Source organism: Calidifontibacter indicus, assembly GCF_003386865.1.
GTDB classification, from domain to species: domain Bacteria; phylum Actinomycetota; class Actinomycetes; order Actinomycetales; family Dermatophilaceae; genus Yimella; species Yimella indica.
The window spans coordinates 3,313,390-3,327,217 of record NZ_QTUA01000001.1; the positions used below are offsets into that span (position 1 = coordinate 3,313,390).

Genomic DNA, 13,828 nt, shown 5'->3' on the forward strand with positions numbered 1-13,828 from the left:
CGGTCGAGGGAGTCGATGAGCCGTGCAGTGGCACGGGCGGTAGAACCAGCGGAACTCTACCTGTAACGAAGGTCCGCCAAAGACTGTGCCCCGGGACGGCGGGCCGTTGGCCCGTCGCCCGGGGCGACAGTCATGCGAGTTCGCAGGGGTTGATCACGCTGCGGTGATCGAACCGCCCGCGGCCTCGATCTTGTCCTTGGCCGAAGCCGAGAACTTCTGCACGGTGAGGTCGACCTTGACGGTGATCTCACCGGTGCCGAGCACCTTGACGGGCTGGCCCTTGCGGACCGCACCCTTCGCGACGAGGTCCTCGACGGTGACGGTGCCACCCTCGGGGAACAGCGCCGAGATCTTGTCGAGGTTGACGACCTGGTAGGTCACCTTGAACGGGTTCTTGAACCCGCGCATCTTCGGCAGACGCATGTGCAGCGGCGTCTGACCACCCTCGAAACGCTCCGGCACCTGGTACCGGGCGCCGGTTCCCTTGGTACCGCGACCAGCGGTCTTACCCTTGGAGCCCTCACCACGACCGACACGGGTCTTGGCGGTCTTGGCGCCGGGGGCAGGACGCAGGTGGTGCACCTTCAGTGCGTGCGTCTTCTCTTCAGCCATCAGTCAATCTCCTCCACGGTCACCAGGTGGCGCACCGCGCGGACCATGCCGCGGATCTCCGGGCGGTCCTCCTGCTCGACGGTGTGGCCGATGCGCTTGAGACCGAGCGAACGCAGGGTCTCGCGAGCCTTCGGCTTGTTACCGATCTCCGAACGGATCTGGGTCACCTTCAGCGTTGCCATCAGGCACCTGCCTTCACGGTCTTCTTCTCGGCGGCGTCAGCGGCCAGAGCGCGCTGCATCGCAACCGGGGCGACGGCGTCCAGCGGCAGACCACGGCGAGCCGCGACAGCCTCGGGACGCTCGAGACCCTTGAGGGCCGCGACGGTGGCGTGCACGATGTTGATCGCGTTGTCCGAGCCGAGCGACTTGGACAGCACGTCGTGAACACCGGCGCACTCCAGCACGGCGCGCACCGGGCCGCCGGCGATGACACCGGTACCGGCAGCGGCCGGACGCAGCAGGACGACGCCTGCAGCGGCCTCACCCTGAACCGGGTGGGGCACGGTGCCGCCGATCATCGGGACGCGGAAGAAGTTCTTCTTCGCCTCCTCGACAGCCTTGGCGATGGCGAGGGGAACTTCCTTCGCCTTGCCGTAGCCGACACCGACGGTGCCCTGGCCGTCGCCCACCACGACGAGAGCGGTGAAGCTGAAGCGACGACCACCCTTCACAACCTTCGAAACGCGGTTGATGGTGACGACGCGCTCCAGGTACTGGTTGCGCTCATCGTTGTTGTTACGACGGTCGTCACGTCCACCGCGGCCACCGCGGCGGTCGTTGTTACGGCCGTTGTTGTTGTTGTTGTCGCTGTTCTCGGCGCCCTGGGCGGAGCCAGCGGCACCTCGACGCTGGGGTCCAGCCATCAGTGGTTCCTCTTCTCAGCAGTGTTGGTCATCACAGCGTCAGTCCACCCTCACGGGCGCCGTCGGCGATGGCGGCGACACGACCTGCGTACCGGTTACCGCCACGGTCGAAAACGACCGCGTCGATGCCGGCGTCCTTGGCGCGAGCGGCCAGCAGTTCGCCGACCTTCTTCGCCTTGGCGGTCTTGTCCCCGTCGAACGAGCGCAGGTCGGCCTCCATGGTCGACGCCGACACCAGGGTCTTGCTCTGGGTGTCGTCGACGATCTGCACGAAGACGTGACGCGAGCTGCGGTTCACGACCATGCGCGGACGAGCAGTGGTGCCCGAAACGCGCTTGCGCAGACGGAAGTGGCGACGGTTGCGAGCCGCAGCCTTGCTGTTCGAGCGCTTGACGATACGTGCGTTTGCCATGGCTTACTTACCGGCCTTTCCGACCTTGCGGCGGATGTGCTCACCCTCGTAGCGCACGCCCTTGGCCTTGTACGGGTCGGGCTTGCGCAGCTTGCGGATGTTCGCCGCAACCTCGCCGACCAGCTGCTTGTCGATGCCAGTGACCGAGAAACGGGTGGGGTTCTCGACGGCAAACGTGATGCCCTCGGGAGCCTTGACCAGGATCGGGTGGCTGTAGCCGAGAGCGAACTCCAGGTCGGAGCCCTTCGCGGTCACGCGGTAACCGGTGCCGTGGATCTCGAGCTTCTTGGTGTAACCCTCGGTGACGCCGATGACCATGTTGTTGATCAGGCTGCGGGTCAGACCGTGACGCGAACGCGATTCGCGCTCGTCGTTCGGACGGGTCACCTCAACGGTGCCCTCGTCGGTCTTCGCGACCGAGATCGGCGACGGGACCGTCAGGGCGAGCGTGCCCTTGGGGCCCTTCACCGCGACGTCCTGACCATCGATGGTCACGTCGACACCACTCGGCACGGGAACCGGAAGACGTCCAATACGAGACATGTCTTGTTTCCTCCTTCGTTCCCGGATTACCAGACGTAAGCGAGGACTTCCCCGCCTACACCCTTGGACGCGGCCTGCTTGTCAGTCAGCAGACCGGACGACGTGGAAAGGATCGCGACCCCGAGTCCACCCAGCACACGCGGCAGGTTGGTGGACTTGGCGTACACGCGCAGACCGGGCTTACTAACGCGGCGGACGCCGGCGATGGAACGCTCCCGGTTGGGGCCGTACTTCAGGTCGATGATCAGGGTCTTGCCCACGGTCGCGTCCTCGACCCGGAAGTCCTGGATGAATCCCTCGGACTTCAGGATCTCAGCGATGTGAGACTTGAGCTTCGAAAACGGCATCGACGTCGAGTCGTGGTGCGCCGAGTTGGCGTTCCGGACTCGGGTCAGCATGTCCGCAATCGGGTCGGTCATGGTCATTGGGCTGTCCCGCCCTCCCTCACCGCGGTTTCAGTCACGGGATTCCGTGGCCGACCTTCGGTGTAGATGTTCTGAACTGATGATGTGGTAGCTGGTTGGCTGACTGTCACCACGAGGTTTTCCGGCGTCCCCGAGAAGTATCGGAGCGAGGAACGAGCGGAGAACTTCGTGGAGTGGTCACCAGCTCGACTTGGTGACGCCGGGCAGTTCGCCGCGGTGAGCCATCTCGCGCAGGCAGATACGGCACAGGCCGAACTTGCGGTACACCGAGTGCGGACGACCGCAACGGTTGCAGCGCGTGTACGCGCGGACCGCGAACTTCGGCTTGGCGTTCGCCTTGTTGATCAGGGCCTTCTTCGCCATGTCACTTCTCCTTGAACGGGAAGCCGAGCTGACGCAGCAGCGCGCGACCCTCGTCGTCGTTGGCGGCCGTGGTCACGACAGTGATGTCCATGCCACGCACGCGGTCGATCTTGTCCTGGTCGATCTCGTGGAACATCGACTGCTCGTTCAGACCGAAGGTGTAGTTGCCGTTGCCGTCGAACTGCTTCGGCGACAGGCCACGGAAGTCGCGGATACGCGGGAGAGCGACCGAGATGAGGCGGTCGAGGAACTCCCACATGCGGTCGCCGCGCAGCGTGGTGTGCGCACCGATCGGCATGCCCTCACGCAGCTTGAACTGCGCGATCGACTTGCGAGCCTTGGTGACGGTCGGCTTCTGGCCGGTGATCGCGGACAGGTCCTTGATGGCGCCCTCGATCAGCTTGCTGTCACGGGCGGCGTCGCCGACACCCATGTTCACGACAACCTTGACCACGCCCGGCACCTGCATGACGTTCGCGAAGTTGAACTCCGCCTGCAGGGCCGACTTGATCTCGTCGTTGTAGCGCTGCTTGAGGCGCGGCGCCGTGTTGGTGGTGGTCTCAGTCATCACAGGTCCTTACCCGAGCGAACGGACACGCGGGTCCGGACGGTCTTGGTGCGGCCGTCCCGCTCAACGGTCTCGACGCGGGTCTTGACGCGCGTCGGCTTGCCGGTCTCCGGGTCGACGATCATCACGTTGGACACGTGGATCGGCGCCTCGACGACCTGGATGCCACCGCTGGCCTGGCCGGGCTGGCCGGCGCGCAGGTGCTTGGTGACGCGGTTGACGCCCTCGACGAGCACGCGCTGGGTCTCGGTGTTGACCGAGATGACCTTGCCCTGCTTGCCCTTGTCGGGCCCGCTGATGACCTGCACCAGGTCGTTCTTCTTGATCTTCATCTTCGCCATGAGTCAGAGCACCTCCGGTGCCAGCGAGATGATCTTCATGAACTTCTTGTCGCGCAGCTCGCGGCCCACCGGGCCGAAGATGCGGGTGCCGCGCGGGTCACCGTCGTTCTTGAGGATCACTGCTGCGTTCTCGTCGAAGCGGATGTAGCTGCCGTCCGGACGGCGGCGCTCCTTGACGGTGCGGACGATGACGGCCTTGACCACATCGCCCTTCTTGACGTTGCCACCCGGAATGGCGTCCTTGACGGTGGCCACGATGGTGTCACCGATGCCGGCGTAGCGACGACCCGAGCCACCGAGCACACGGATGCAGAGGATTTCCTTCGCACCGGTATTGTCGGCGACCTTCAGTCGCGACTCCTGCTGGATCACAGTTCTTCTCCTGTCGTCTCACTGGTTCTCGGATTCCCGCGTGGGGGCCGAGCCTTGCGGAACGGATACATGTACATCTCAGGTCCACTCCAGGCCTGGCCGGCCACTGAACATGGCTGGTCATGCCGAAGCTCCGTGGTCAAACGCGTGGTCAACACGTGCTCAACACGGAGCTGAACGGGAAGGACACTGAGGGTTGGGCGCCCTGCGGCGACAGTCCAGTCTACGGTCGGACGTCGCAAGGCTCCAAATCACGCCGTCCCCTTCACCGCGGGCAGCACCCGCGGTGAAGGCGACGACGCTGAGCATTTACTTGGCGCGCTCGAGGATCTCGACCACACGCCAGCGCTTCTGCGCCGACAGCGGACGGGTCTCCATGATCAGGACGCGGTCGCCGACGCCACACGAGTTCTCCTCGTCGTGCGCCTTCACGCGGCTGGTCTTACGCATGACCTTGCCGTAGAGGGCGTGCTTGACGCGGTCCTCGACCTCGACCACCACGGTCTTGTCCATCTTGTCGCTGACCACGTAACCCTGGCGGGTCTTGCGGTCGTTGCGCGCCTCGGCCACGGTCTGCTCCGCGGTCTTGTCAGCCATGTTCAGCTCACCTTCTCGTCGGAAGCGGACTCGTTGTCGGAGCGGCCGATGCCGAGCTCGCGCTCACGCATCTCGGTGTAGATACGCGCAATGTCCTTGCGGACGGCGCGCAGCCGCGAGTTGTTCTCCAGCTGGCCGGTGGCCGACTGGAAACGCAGGTTGAAAAGCTCCTGCTTGGCCTGCTTGAGCTGGTCGACGAGCTCGGTGTCACCGAGCTCGCGCAGCTTCGCCGGCGCGAGGTCCTTGGAACCCAGAGCCATCAGAAGTCACCACCTTCACGTGCGACGAAGCGGCACTTCATCGGCAGCTTGTGCATCGCCAGGCGCAGGGCCTCGCGAGCAACCTCTTCGGACACACCGGACAGCTCGAACATGACGCGGCCCGGCTTGACGTTGGCAACCCACCACTCCGGCGAACCCTTACCGGAACCCATGCGGGTTTCGGCCGGCTTCTTGGTCAGCGGACGGTCGGGGTAGATGTTGATCCACACCTTTCCGCCACGCTTGATGTAGCGGGTCATCGCGATACGAGCGGACTCGATCTGACGGTTGGTGACGTAGGCCGGCTCGAGAGCCTGGATGCCGTAGTCACCGAACGACACCTGGGTGCCGCCCTTGGCCATGCCCGAACGCTTCGGGTGGTGCTGCTTACGGTGCTTCACACGACGCGGAATCAACATCAGGCGTCGCCTCCCTCAGTGCTCGGGGCCGGCGCCGCGGCAGCCTCGGTGGGCTGCTCGGTGGCGGGGGCCTCGGTGGACTCCACCTGAGCCTGGTCGCGACGGCCACGGCCACCACGCTCGCCGCGCGGGCGGTCGTCACGACGACGCTGCGGGCGGGACGGAGCGGCGGCCTGCTCGCGAGCAAGCTCCTTGGCGGTGAGGTCGCCGTTGTAGATCCAGACCTTCACGCCGATGCGACCGAACGTCGTCTTGGCCTCGTAGAAGCCGTAGTCGATGTTGGCGCGCAGGGTGTGCAGCGGAACACGGCCCTCACGGTAGAACTCGGTGCGGCTCATCTCGGCGCCGTTGAGACGACCGGAAACCATCACCTTGATGCCCTTGACGCCGGCGCGCTGAGCGGACTGGATGCTCTTGCGGGTGGCGCGACGGAAGTTGACCCGAGCAGCGAGCTGCTCGGCAACACCCTGGGCGACGAGCTGAGCGTTGCCCTCGGGGTTCTTGACCTCGAGGATGTTCAGCTGCACCTGCTTGCCCGTGAGCTTCTCCAGCGCCGTGCGCAGGCGGTCGGCCTCGGCGCCGCGGCGACCGATGACGATGCCCGGGCGGGCGGTGTGGATGTCGACACGCACGCGGTCACGGGTGCGCTCGATCTCCACGTGGGAGATGCCGGCGCGGTCCATGCCCGTGGACATGAGCTTGCGGATCGCGACGTCTTCCTTGACGTAGTCGCTGTACCGCTGACCCTGCTTGGTGCTGTCGGCGAACCAACGGCTGTTGTGCTCGGTGGTGATTCCGAGGCGGAAACCGTTCGGGTGGATTTTCTGACCCATGTCTCAGCGGCCTCCGTCCTTCTTCTCCGGCTGGGCGACGAACACGGTGATGTGGCTCGTACGCTTGTTGATACGGCTCGCGCGGCCCTGGGCACGCGGACGGAACCGCTTCATGGTCGGGCCCTCGTCCACGTACGCGGCAGACACCACGAGGGTGCGCTCGTCGAACGCGACCGAGTGCTTGTCGGCCTGCACGCGGGCGTTGGCGATGGCGCTGTTGAGCACCTTGAGCACCGGCTCGCTCGCGCTCTGCGGCGCGAAGGTGAGCACGGAGATCGCCTCCTGGGCGTTCTTGCCCCGGATGAGGTCCACGACGCGGCGGGCCTTCATCGGCGTCACACGGACGAACCGCGCCTGCGCCTTGGCTTCCATCGCCTGTCCTTTGCTTTCGGTAGTTGCAGTCATGCTGGTAGTCACCAGGTCTCGCCCCCGCGTCAGCGGCGGCGGCCCTTCTTGTCGTCCTTCTCGTGACCCTTGAAGGTCCGAGTCGGGGCGAACTCGCCCAGCTTGTGGCCGACCATCGACTCGGTCACGAAGACCGGGACGTGCTTGCGGCCGTCGTGCACGGCCAGCGTGTGGCCGAGCATGTCCGGGGTGATCATCGAGCGACGCGACCAGGTCTTGATGACGTTCTTGGTGCCGGCTTCGTTCTGGGCCTCGACCTTCTTGGCGAGGTGGTCGTCGACGAAGGGACCCTTCTTCAGGCTACGAGGCATCTCTTAGCGCTTCTTTCCAGTACGACGGCGGCGGACGATCATCTTGTCGCTGCTCTTGTTGGGCCGACGGGTGCGGCCTTCCTTCTGACCCCACGGCGACACAGGGTTACGACCACCGGAGGTCTTGCCCTCACCACCACCGTGCGGGTGGTCAACCGGGTTCATGGCGACACCGCGGACGGTCGGGCGCTTGCCCTTCCAGCGCATACGGCCGGCCTTACCCCAGTTGATGTTGCTCTGCTCGGCGTTGCCCACCTCGCCGACGGTGGCGCGGCAGCGCACGTCGACGTTGCGGATCTCACCGGACGGCATACGCAGCTGGGCGTACGGGCCGTCCTTGGCGACGAGCTGCACACGCGAACCGGCCGAGCGGGCGATCTTCGCACCGCCACCGGGCCGCAGCTCGATGCAGTGGATGACCGTACCGGTCGGGATGTTGCGCAGCGGCAGGTTGTTGCCGGGCTTGATGTCGGCGGTCGGACCGTTCTCGATCGTGTCGCCCTGGCTCAGCTTGTTCGGCGCGATGATGTAGCGCTTCTCGCCGTCCGCGTAGCGCAGGAGAGCAATACGAGCGGTGCGGTTCGGGTCGTACTCGATGTGAGCGACCTTCGCCGGAATGCCGTCCTTGTCGGTGCGGCGGAAGTCGATCACACGGTAGGCGCGCTTGTGGCCACCGCCGATGTGGCGGGTGGTGATGCGGCCCGACGCGTTACGGCCACCGGTCTTCGGCAGCGGACGCACCAGGGACTTCTCCGGCGTCGAACGCGTGACCTCAACGAAGTCAGCGACGCTCGAGCCACGCCGTCCCGGCGTAGTCGGCTTGTACTTACGGATACCCATTGTCTGTCCTTGTCCTCGCCGTCGTTCAGCTCGCCGAGCCGAAGATGTCGATGGAGCCTTCCTTCAGGGAGACGATCGCGCGCTTGGTGTCCTTGCGCTTGCCGGTACCGAAACGGGTACGGCGCGTCTTGCCCTGGCGGTTCAGCGTGTGCACCGAGTCGACCTTGACGTCGAAGATCTGCTCAACGGCGATCTTGATCTCGGTCTTGTTGGCACGGGGGTCCACGACGAACGTGTACTTACCCTCGTCCAGCAGGCTGTACGACTTCTCGGTCAGCACCGGCGCGATCAGGATGTCGCGCGGGTCCTTACCGACGTTGAACTGCGTGCTCACTTGTCGTCCTCCTTGACCTGCTGAGCCTTGGCTCCACCGGCCGGCTCGAAGCCGGCGGCGGCCGCAGCCTCGGCGGTCGTGAACCAGACCTCGGCGACGGTCGCGTCATACCAACGCGAACCGGCGACGTGGTACTTCATCGAGTCCTTGTTGCCCTTGACGGTGAACTTCACCGGGTCGGGCGATGCGCCACCGTCGAGCGGAGCGGCCGAGTCGGCACCGAAGCCACCCTCGGTCACCTCGCCACCGGCCTCGGCCGAAGCCTCGGTGGTGGTCGCCTCAGCGGCGGCGGTGTCGACCAGCGCGGCCGGAGCGGCCGCAGCCTTGTCCAGCTTCGCGGCCTGGTTGGGGCCGGCCAGGAACGCCTCGAGGGCGGCCTGGGTGAACACGATGTCGTCGGCGCAGAGCACGTCGTACGTGTTCAGCTGGTCGGCCCACAGCACGTGGACGTCGGCCAGGTTGCGCACCGACAACGTCGAGATCTCCTCGGCGCGGTCGAGCACGACCAGCAGGTTCTTGCGGTCCGACAGGAGGTTCAGCAGGTTCGCGGCCGACTTGGTCGACGGCTTGTCGCCCTCGACGATCGCGGACAGCACGTGGATGCGGCCGTAACGCGCCCGGTCGGACAGGGCACCGCGCAGGGCGGCAGCCTTCATCTTCTTCGGGGTGCGCTGGCTGTAGTCACGCGGCTGCGGGCCGTGGACGGTGCCACCGCCGGCGAACTGCGGCGCACGGGTCGAACCCTGGCGGGCGCGGCCGGTGCCCTTCTGGCGGTACGGCTTGCGGCCACCGCCGCGGACCTCGCCGCGGGTCTTGGTGGCGTGCGTGCCCTGTCGGGCAGCGGCCAACTGAGCCACCACAACCTGGTGGATCAGCGGCACGTTCGTGGTCACGTCGAAGATCTCGGCCGGCAGCTCGATCGAGCCCGACTTCAAACCCGACGGGTTCAGGATGTCAACGGAAGTCATCGGCTTCAGGCGTCCTTCTGAATCGACTTGGCAGCCGTGCGGACGAGGACGACGCCGCCACGGGGGCCGGGAACGGCACCCTTGACGAGCAGCAGACCCTTGTCGGCGTCCACGGCGTGGATCGTGAGGTTCTGGGTGGTCTGGCGAACGCCACCCATGCGGCCGGCCATGCGCATGCCCTTGAAGACACGACCCGGCGTGGCGCAGCCACCGATCGAACCCGGCTTGCGGTGGTTACGGTGCGCACCGTGGCTGGCCGAGACACCCTTGAAGCCGTGACGCTTCATGACACCGGCGAAACCCTTGCCCTTGGTGCGACCGACGACGTCGATCTCCTGGCCGGTCTCGAAGGCGTCGACCGTGATCTCCTGGCCGAGTTCGTACGAAGCGGCGTCGGCGGTGCGGAGCTCGACGAGGTGACGACGCGGCGTGACGCCGGCCTTCTCGAAGTGTCCGGTCATCGGCTTGTTGACCTTGCGCGGGTCGATCGCACCGAAGGCGATCTGCACCGCGTGGTAGCCGTCGGCTTCCTCGCCGCGCACCTGCGTGACAACGCACGGGCCGGCCTGGATGACGGTCACCGGGACGAGACGGTTGTCCTCGTCCCACACCTGGGTCATGCCGAGCTTCTCGCCGAGAACGCCCTTGACGGAGCGCTCAGTGGTGTGAGTCATGAGTCACTCCCCCTTTCAGAGCTTGATCTCGATGTTGACGTCGGCCGGGAGGTCGAGACGCATGAGCGAGTCGACCGCCTTCGGCGTCGGGTCAACGATGTCGATGAGCCGCTTGTGCGTACGCATCTCGAAGTGCTCGCGGCTGTCCTTGTACTTGTGCGGCGAACGGATGACGCAGAAGACGTTCTTCTCCGTCGGCAGCGGCACCGGGCCCACCACCGTTGCGCCGGCACGGGTCACCGTGTCAACAATCTTGCGCGCCGAGCTGTCGATGACTTCGTGGTCATACGACTTCAGCCGGATGCGGATCTTCTGTCCCGCCATCTTGTCGCGTCTCTCTCTCGCCGTACTTCTATTACTTCTGTCAATGGCCGGCCTTTTCGGGCTCCGACCCCGACCCCCGCGGTCGGGTGTGTCGCACCTGCTTCGCAGCACAGCGCTCACTTTTCACCGGTGGCGGGGTGGGCCGGTCCGTACGGGCCGGGGCTTGTGCGGCTGTCACCGGGCGGAAAAGCCTCGGCGCCAACGTGATCCCACACTTCGATCGGCTGACCGGTCGAACGGATGCGGCATCGCGCAGCAAGCAACTTGTCCATAGTGCCAGAGGCGCCCCAACTCGTCCAAATCGAGCGGCCCGTGACCTCAACCACGGGGCCGGGGCGCCGGCGTCCCACGTTGTCTGCAGCGTCCTACGTCATTACCTGGGTCGCTGCAGACAACCTGGGACGGCCGACTCAGGCGGCGCGAGTCCGTCGAACGGCGGCTCGCACGAGTTCGGCCGCCCGCCCCTCCACCTGCAGGTCGGCCCAGACGATGCGGACGACGGTCCAGCCGAGCGAGCGCAGGTTGTCCTCGCGCCGCTTCTCCTTGAACAGGGCGTCAGGGTCGGAGTACTTCACCTTGCCGTCGAACTCGATCAGTACGCGTTCGCGGTCGACGACGAAGTCGGCTCGATATCCCTGACCGGACGGCGTCCACCGCTGCGTGCCGGGCACGGCGAACTGCGGCGTGAAGGCGATGCCTGCCTGCCACAGCTGGTGTGCCAGCAGGGTTTCGCCCACCGACTCGTGCCGGGCGTCGGCGCGGCTGGCGACCTGCCGCGCGGCGGCCGCGCCGTCGAGGCCCACACACCTGGTCGCCGCCGCCGACAGCGCATCCTGATCGGCGAGGCGGCAACGCAGCACGTGATCGGCCGCGGCCAGCCCGGCGAGCAGGTCGAGTCGCGCCAGTTGGATCGCCACGGTCGCGGGGTGCTCGGTATCGCCGCGGGGCGCGAACGCCCGGTCGTGATCACGGTGCAACTGGAGGTTCGCCGTCCGCCGTGGCTTGCCCGGCCCGAGGCGTGCGAGGTGGACGCGGGTCAGGTCGAGCCGGTGCACCGGCAGGTCGAGCCGCAACGCGGCCGAGGTGTGGCTGGCGACCGCCCGACCGGAGTAATCGGCGAGGAGCGCTTCGAGCCGCAACCGGTGGAAGTCGTGCGCGTCGCGCGCGGGCCGCGTCGCATACCAACCGCGCGACAGGTGCAGCCACTCGCCCGAGCCGACGAGCCGCCGCACCTCCCGCTCGTTCAGGCCGCGACGTTGCACGAGTTCCCAGGAGATGACGTCCATCGCGCCATGGTGGGCGATATCGCGCGATCCCGCTCCGGGCGCTGTGGACAACGGCTCTCGGGGGCGCCACCGTCCCACGTTGTCGGCAGCGTCCTACGTTATTACCTGGGTCGCTGCAGACAACCTGGGACAGTGCGGGCTAGCTGCGTTCTTCCTGAATCGCGTGCAGGAACGAGCGGGCCGCGTTGGCCGCGGCCTCGGGGTCTCGGGCGACGATCGCGGCGACGAGTGCCTCGTGCTGATCGTCGTAGGTGCCCGGCAAGTCGGCGACGTTCTCGGTGATCGCCGACTCGAGCACGCCGGCGAGCGAGTCATAGACCGAGACGAGCAGCGGGTTGTCGCTGGCTCGGACGACGGCGCGGTGCAGTTCGAGGTCGGCCGCGGCGAGCGCCACCGGGTCACCGAGCGCGGCCTTGCGCCGCTCGGCGACGGCCAACAGTTCGGCGGCGGCATCGTCCGTACGGCGGCGGGCGGCGAGTTCGGCCGCCATCACGTCGATCGCGAGCCGCAGCTCGAGGCTATGGCGATGCTCCGCCTGGGTGAGTCGGGCGCCGATCGCCTCGCCTACCTCACTGTCGGACACGACGTAGGTGCCACTCCCCTGGCGCCGCTCCAACATCCCCACCTGCACCAGCGCGCCGACCGCCTCGCGGATGGTGTTGCGGGACGCGCCGAGTTCGTCGACCAGCTGCGGTTCGGTCGGGATGCGCGAGCCGACCGGCCAGGTGCCGTCGGCGATGTTGGCGCGCAGGACGGCGATCATCTGGTCGACGAGGCCGGTGCGGCGGACGTGGGTCATCTCACCAGCCTAGGGTGCTGTCCGAATTCATCCAATCATCCTATGATTTGCGAATGGCAACGATGACCGAGGCTCCGATGACCGCGCAGCGACGCACGCCCGACTCCACCCTCCTGGTGTTGCTGGTCGCCGTCGTGCTCTCGGCCTTCTCGCTGCGAACGGCCGTCACCTCGATCACGCCATTGCTCGACCGCGTGTCGGACGACATCCGCTTCGGCACCGGCGGCGCGAGCGTGCTCGGGATGGTGCCGACCTTGATGTTCAGCCTCGCCGGCATCGTCACGCCCCGGCTGGTCCGCCGGTTCGGCCTCGAACACGTCGCGCTCACGGCGATGGTGCTCGCCGCGCTCGGCCTGCTCACCCGCAGCTTCTCCACCAACGTGCCGGCGCTGTTGCTGACGTCGGCGTGCGCACTGGCCGGCATGGGCATCGGCAACGTGGTCATCCCGCCGGTGATCCAGCGCTTCTTCCCCGAGCGGGTCGCCGTGCTGAGCACCGCCTACATCACCGTCCTGCAGGTGGGCACCCTCGTGCCGCCGCTGGTCGCCGTCCCGCTGTCGCAGGCACACGGCTGGCGAATCTCGTTGGGGGTCTGGGCAATTGCCGCGATCGCCGCGATCGTGCCGTGGCTGGTCGCCATCCTGCGGCGTCCCGGCAGCGACCCCCACGCGGTCGCCCCCGCCCACACCACCGGCCGGGTCTGGCGCTCGCCCGTGGCGTGGTCGCTGGCCCTGATGTTCGGGTGCACCTCGCTCAACACCTACGCGATGTTCACGTGGCTGCCGAAGATCCTCACCGGCGCCGGCCACGACGCCGCGTTCGGCGGCACGATGGTGTCGCTGTTCGCCGCGGTGGGCCTGCTGTCGGCGCTGTTCGCCCCACAGCTCGCCGCGCGCCTGTCGAACCCTGCCCCGATCGTCGTCGGTTCGGTCGTCGCTTTTGCCATCGGGTTCGCCGGCCTGCTCTGGGCGCCCGACACCGCGACCGTGCTCTGGGTCATCGCCGCCGGACTCGGCCCGACGACCTTCCCCCTCGCGCTCACCCTCATCAACCTGCGCACCCGCACCGCCGCCGGCTCCTCCGCGCTGTCCGGCTTCTCCCAGGGCGTCGGCTACCTCATCGCCTGCGCCGGACCGCTGCTGTTCGGACTGTTGCACGACGCCACCGGCGGCTGGGGCGTGCCGTTCGCGTTCCTCGCCGTGACCGTCGGGGTGATCCTCGTCGCCGGCCTGCGGGTCAGCCGTCCGGACATGCTCGAGGACACCTGGGGCTGAGCG

The 13,828-nt window shown here is 66.9% G+C and carries 24 protein-coding genes; 1 reads left to right on the forward strand and 23 read right to left on the reverse strand.

Annotation, left to right across the window (positions count from 1 at the left end; translation table 11 throughout):
• Nucleotides 1-153: 153 nt before the first annotated feature.
• The 23 genes from rplO to DFJ65_RS15820 form a co-directional block, all read right to left on the reverse strand.
• Nucleotides 154-612: a 50S ribosomal protein L15 gene (gene rplO / locus DFJ65_RS15710; protein ID WP_115923833.1), complete on the reverse strand. Its 459-nt coding sequence runs from the start codon at nt 610-612 to the stop codon at nt 154-156.
• A complete protein-coding gene (rpmD, locus tag DFJ65_RS15715; RefSeq protein WP_115923834.1) occupies nt 612-794 on the reverse strand; it encodes a 50S ribosomal protein L30 in 183 nt (60 codons plus the stop codon). The genes rplO and rpmD overlap by 1 nt, the downstream gene beginning before the upstream one ends.
• On the reverse strand, nt 794-1,477 hold the full coding sequence (rpsE, locus tag DFJ65_RS15720) for a 30S ribosomal protein S5 (RefSeq protein WP_115923835.1): 684 nt from the start codon (nt 1,475-1,477) through the stop codon (nt 794-796). The genes rpmD and rpsE overlap by 1 nt, the downstream gene beginning before the upstream one ends.
• Before the next feature lie 31 nt (nt 1,478-1,508).
• The gene (gene rplR, locus DFJ65_RS15725) at nt 1,509-1,889 is read right to left on the reverse strand and encodes a 50S ribosomal protein L18 (RefSeq protein ID WP_115923836.1); all 381 of its coding nucleotides are present in this window, start codon (nt 1,887-1,889) and stop codon (nt 1,509-1,511) included.
• A 3-nt stretch (nt 1,890-1,892) separates the two neighbouring features.
• Nucleotides 1,893-2,432, reverse strand: coding sequence for a 50S ribosomal protein L6 (gene rplF / locus DFJ65_RS15730; RefSeq protein WP_115923837.1), 540 nt, complete (start codon nt 2,430-2,432; stop codon nt 1,893-1,895).
• Between the two features lie 26 nt (nt 2,433-2,458).
• Nucleotides 2,459-2,857, reverse strand: a complete 399-nt coding sequence (rpsH, locus tag DFJ65_RS15735; protein ID WP_115923838.1) for a 30S ribosomal protein S8 — start codon at nt 2,855-2,857, stop codon at nt 2,459-2,461.
• 177 nt (nt 2,858-3,034) lie between these two features.
• Nucleotides 3,035-3,220: a type Z 30S ribosomal protein S14 gene (locus tag DFJ65_RS15740; RefSeq protein ID WP_115923839.1), complete on the reverse strand. Its 186-nt coding sequence runs from the start codon at nt 3,218-3,220 to the stop codon at nt 3,035-3,037.
• Between the two features lies 1 nt (nt 3,221).
• The gene (rplE, locus tag DFJ65_RS15745) at nt 3,222-3,788 is read right to left on the reverse strand and encodes a 50S ribosomal protein L5 (RefSeq protein ID WP_115923840.1); all 567 of its coding nucleotides are present in this window, start codon (nt 3,786-3,788) and stop codon (nt 3,222-3,224) included.
• The gene (gene rplX, locus DFJ65_RS15750; protein ID WP_115923841.1) at nt 3,788-4,129 is read right to left on the reverse strand and encodes a 50S ribosomal protein L24; all 342 of its coding nucleotides are present in this window, start codon (nt 4,127-4,129) and stop codon (nt 3,788-3,790) included. Before rplX ends, rplE begins: the two co-directional genes overlap by 1 nt.
• Before the next feature lie 3 nt (nt 4,130-4,132).
• Complete coding sequence (gene rplN, locus DFJ65_RS15755) at nt 4,133-4,501, reverse strand: 50S ribosomal protein L14 (protein WP_115923842.1); 369 nt, start codon at nt 4,499-4,501, stop codon at nt 4,133-4,135.
• A gap of 309 nt (nt 4,502-4,810) precedes the next feature.
• Complete coding sequence (gene rpsQ, locus DFJ65_RS15760; protein ID WP_115923843.1) at nt 4,811-5,098, reverse strand: 30S ribosomal protein S17; 288 nt, start codon at nt 5,096-5,098, stop codon at nt 4,811-4,813.
• A gap of 2 nt (nt 5,099-5,100) precedes the next feature.
• A complete protein-coding gene (gene rpmC / locus DFJ65_RS15765; protein ID WP_115923844.1) occupies nt 5,101-5,358 on the reverse strand; it encodes a 50S ribosomal protein L29 in 258 nt (85 codons plus the stop codon).
• Nucleotides 5,358-5,777, reverse strand: a complete 420-nt coding sequence (gene rplP / locus DFJ65_RS15770) for a 50S ribosomal protein L16 (protein ID WP_115923845.1) — start codon at nt 5,775-5,777, stop codon at nt 5,358-5,360. Before rplP ends, rpmC begins: the two co-directional genes overlap by 1 nt.
• Nucleotides 5,777-6,610 carry a 30S ribosomal protein S3 gene (gene rpsC / locus DFJ65_RS15775; protein WP_115923846.1) on the reverse strand — a complete coding sequence of 278 codons (834 nt, stop codon included), beginning with the start codon at nt 6,608-6,610 and terminating at the stop codon, nt 5,777-5,779. Before rpsC ends, rplP begins: the two co-directional genes overlap by 1 nt.
• Before the next feature lie 3 nt (nt 6,611-6,613).
• On the reverse strand, nt 6,614-6,982 hold the full coding sequence (rplV, locus tag DFJ65_RS15780) for a 50S ribosomal protein L22 (RefSeq protein ID WP_115923847.1): 369 nt from the start codon (nt 6,980-6,982) through the stop codon (nt 6,614-6,616).
• 62 nt (nt 6,983-7,044) lie between these two features.
• A complete protein-coding gene (rpsS, locus tag DFJ65_RS15785; RefSeq protein WP_115923848.1) occupies nt 7,045-7,326 on the reverse strand; it encodes a 30S ribosomal protein S19 in 282 nt (93 codons plus the stop codon).
• Nucleotides 7,327-7,329: 3 nt separating this feature from the next.
• A complete protein-coding gene (gene rplB / locus DFJ65_RS15790; RefSeq protein ID WP_115923849.1) occupies nt 7,330-8,166 on the reverse strand; it encodes a 50S ribosomal protein L2 in 837 nt (278 codons plus the stop codon).
• A 25-nt stretch (nt 8,167-8,191) separates the two neighbouring features.
• Nucleotides 8,192-8,500 (reverse strand): 50S ribosomal protein L23, encoded by a 309-nt coding sequence (gene rplW, locus DFJ65_RS15795; RefSeq protein WP_115923850.1) that lies wholly within the window; start codon nt 8,498-8,500, stop codon nt 8,192-8,194.
• Nucleotides 8,497-9,468: a 50S ribosomal protein L4, sunset domain variant gene (rplD, locus tag DFJ65_RS15800; protein WP_115923851.1), complete on the reverse strand. Its 972-nt coding sequence runs from the start codon at nt 9,466-9,468 to the stop codon at nt 8,497-8,499. The genes rplW and rplD overlap by 4 nt, the downstream gene beginning before the upstream one ends.
• 5 nt (nt 9,469-9,473) lie before the next feature.
• Complete coding sequence (gene rplC / locus DFJ65_RS15805) at nt 9,474-10,142, reverse strand: 50S ribosomal protein L3 (protein WP_115923852.1); 669 nt, start codon at nt 10,140-10,142, stop codon at nt 9,474-9,476.
• A 15-nt stretch (nt 10,143-10,157) separates the two neighbouring features.
• A complete protein-coding gene (gene rpsJ, locus DFJ65_RS15810) occupies nt 10,158-10,466 on the reverse strand; it encodes a 30S ribosomal protein S10 (protein ID WP_006946210.1) in 309 nt (102 codons plus the stop codon).
• Nucleotides 10,467-10,876: 410 nt separating this feature from the next.
• Complete coding sequence (locus tag DFJ65_RS15815; RefSeq protein WP_115923853.1) at nt 10,877-11,752, reverse strand: DUF559 domain-containing protein; 876 nt, start codon at nt 11,750-11,752, stop codon at nt 10,877-10,879.
• Nucleotides 11,753-11,891: 139 nt separating this feature from the next.
• A complete protein-coding gene (locus DFJ65_RS15820) occupies nt 11,892-12,551 on the reverse strand; it encodes a FadR/GntR family transcriptional regulator (RefSeq protein WP_115923854.1) in 660 nt (219 codons plus the stop codon).
• Nucleotides 12,552-12,604: 53 nt separating this feature from the next.
• On the opposite strand from DFJ65_RS15820, the gene DFJ65_RS15825 reads away from it, so the two are divergent.
• The gene (locus DFJ65_RS15825) at nt 12,605-13,825 is read left to right on the forward strand and encodes a CynX/NimT family MFS transporter (protein ID WP_211308466.1); all 1,221 of its coding nucleotides are present in this window, start codon (nt 12,605-12,607) and stop codon (nt 13,823-13,825) included.
• Nucleotides 13,826-13,828 lie beyond the last annotated feature (3 nt).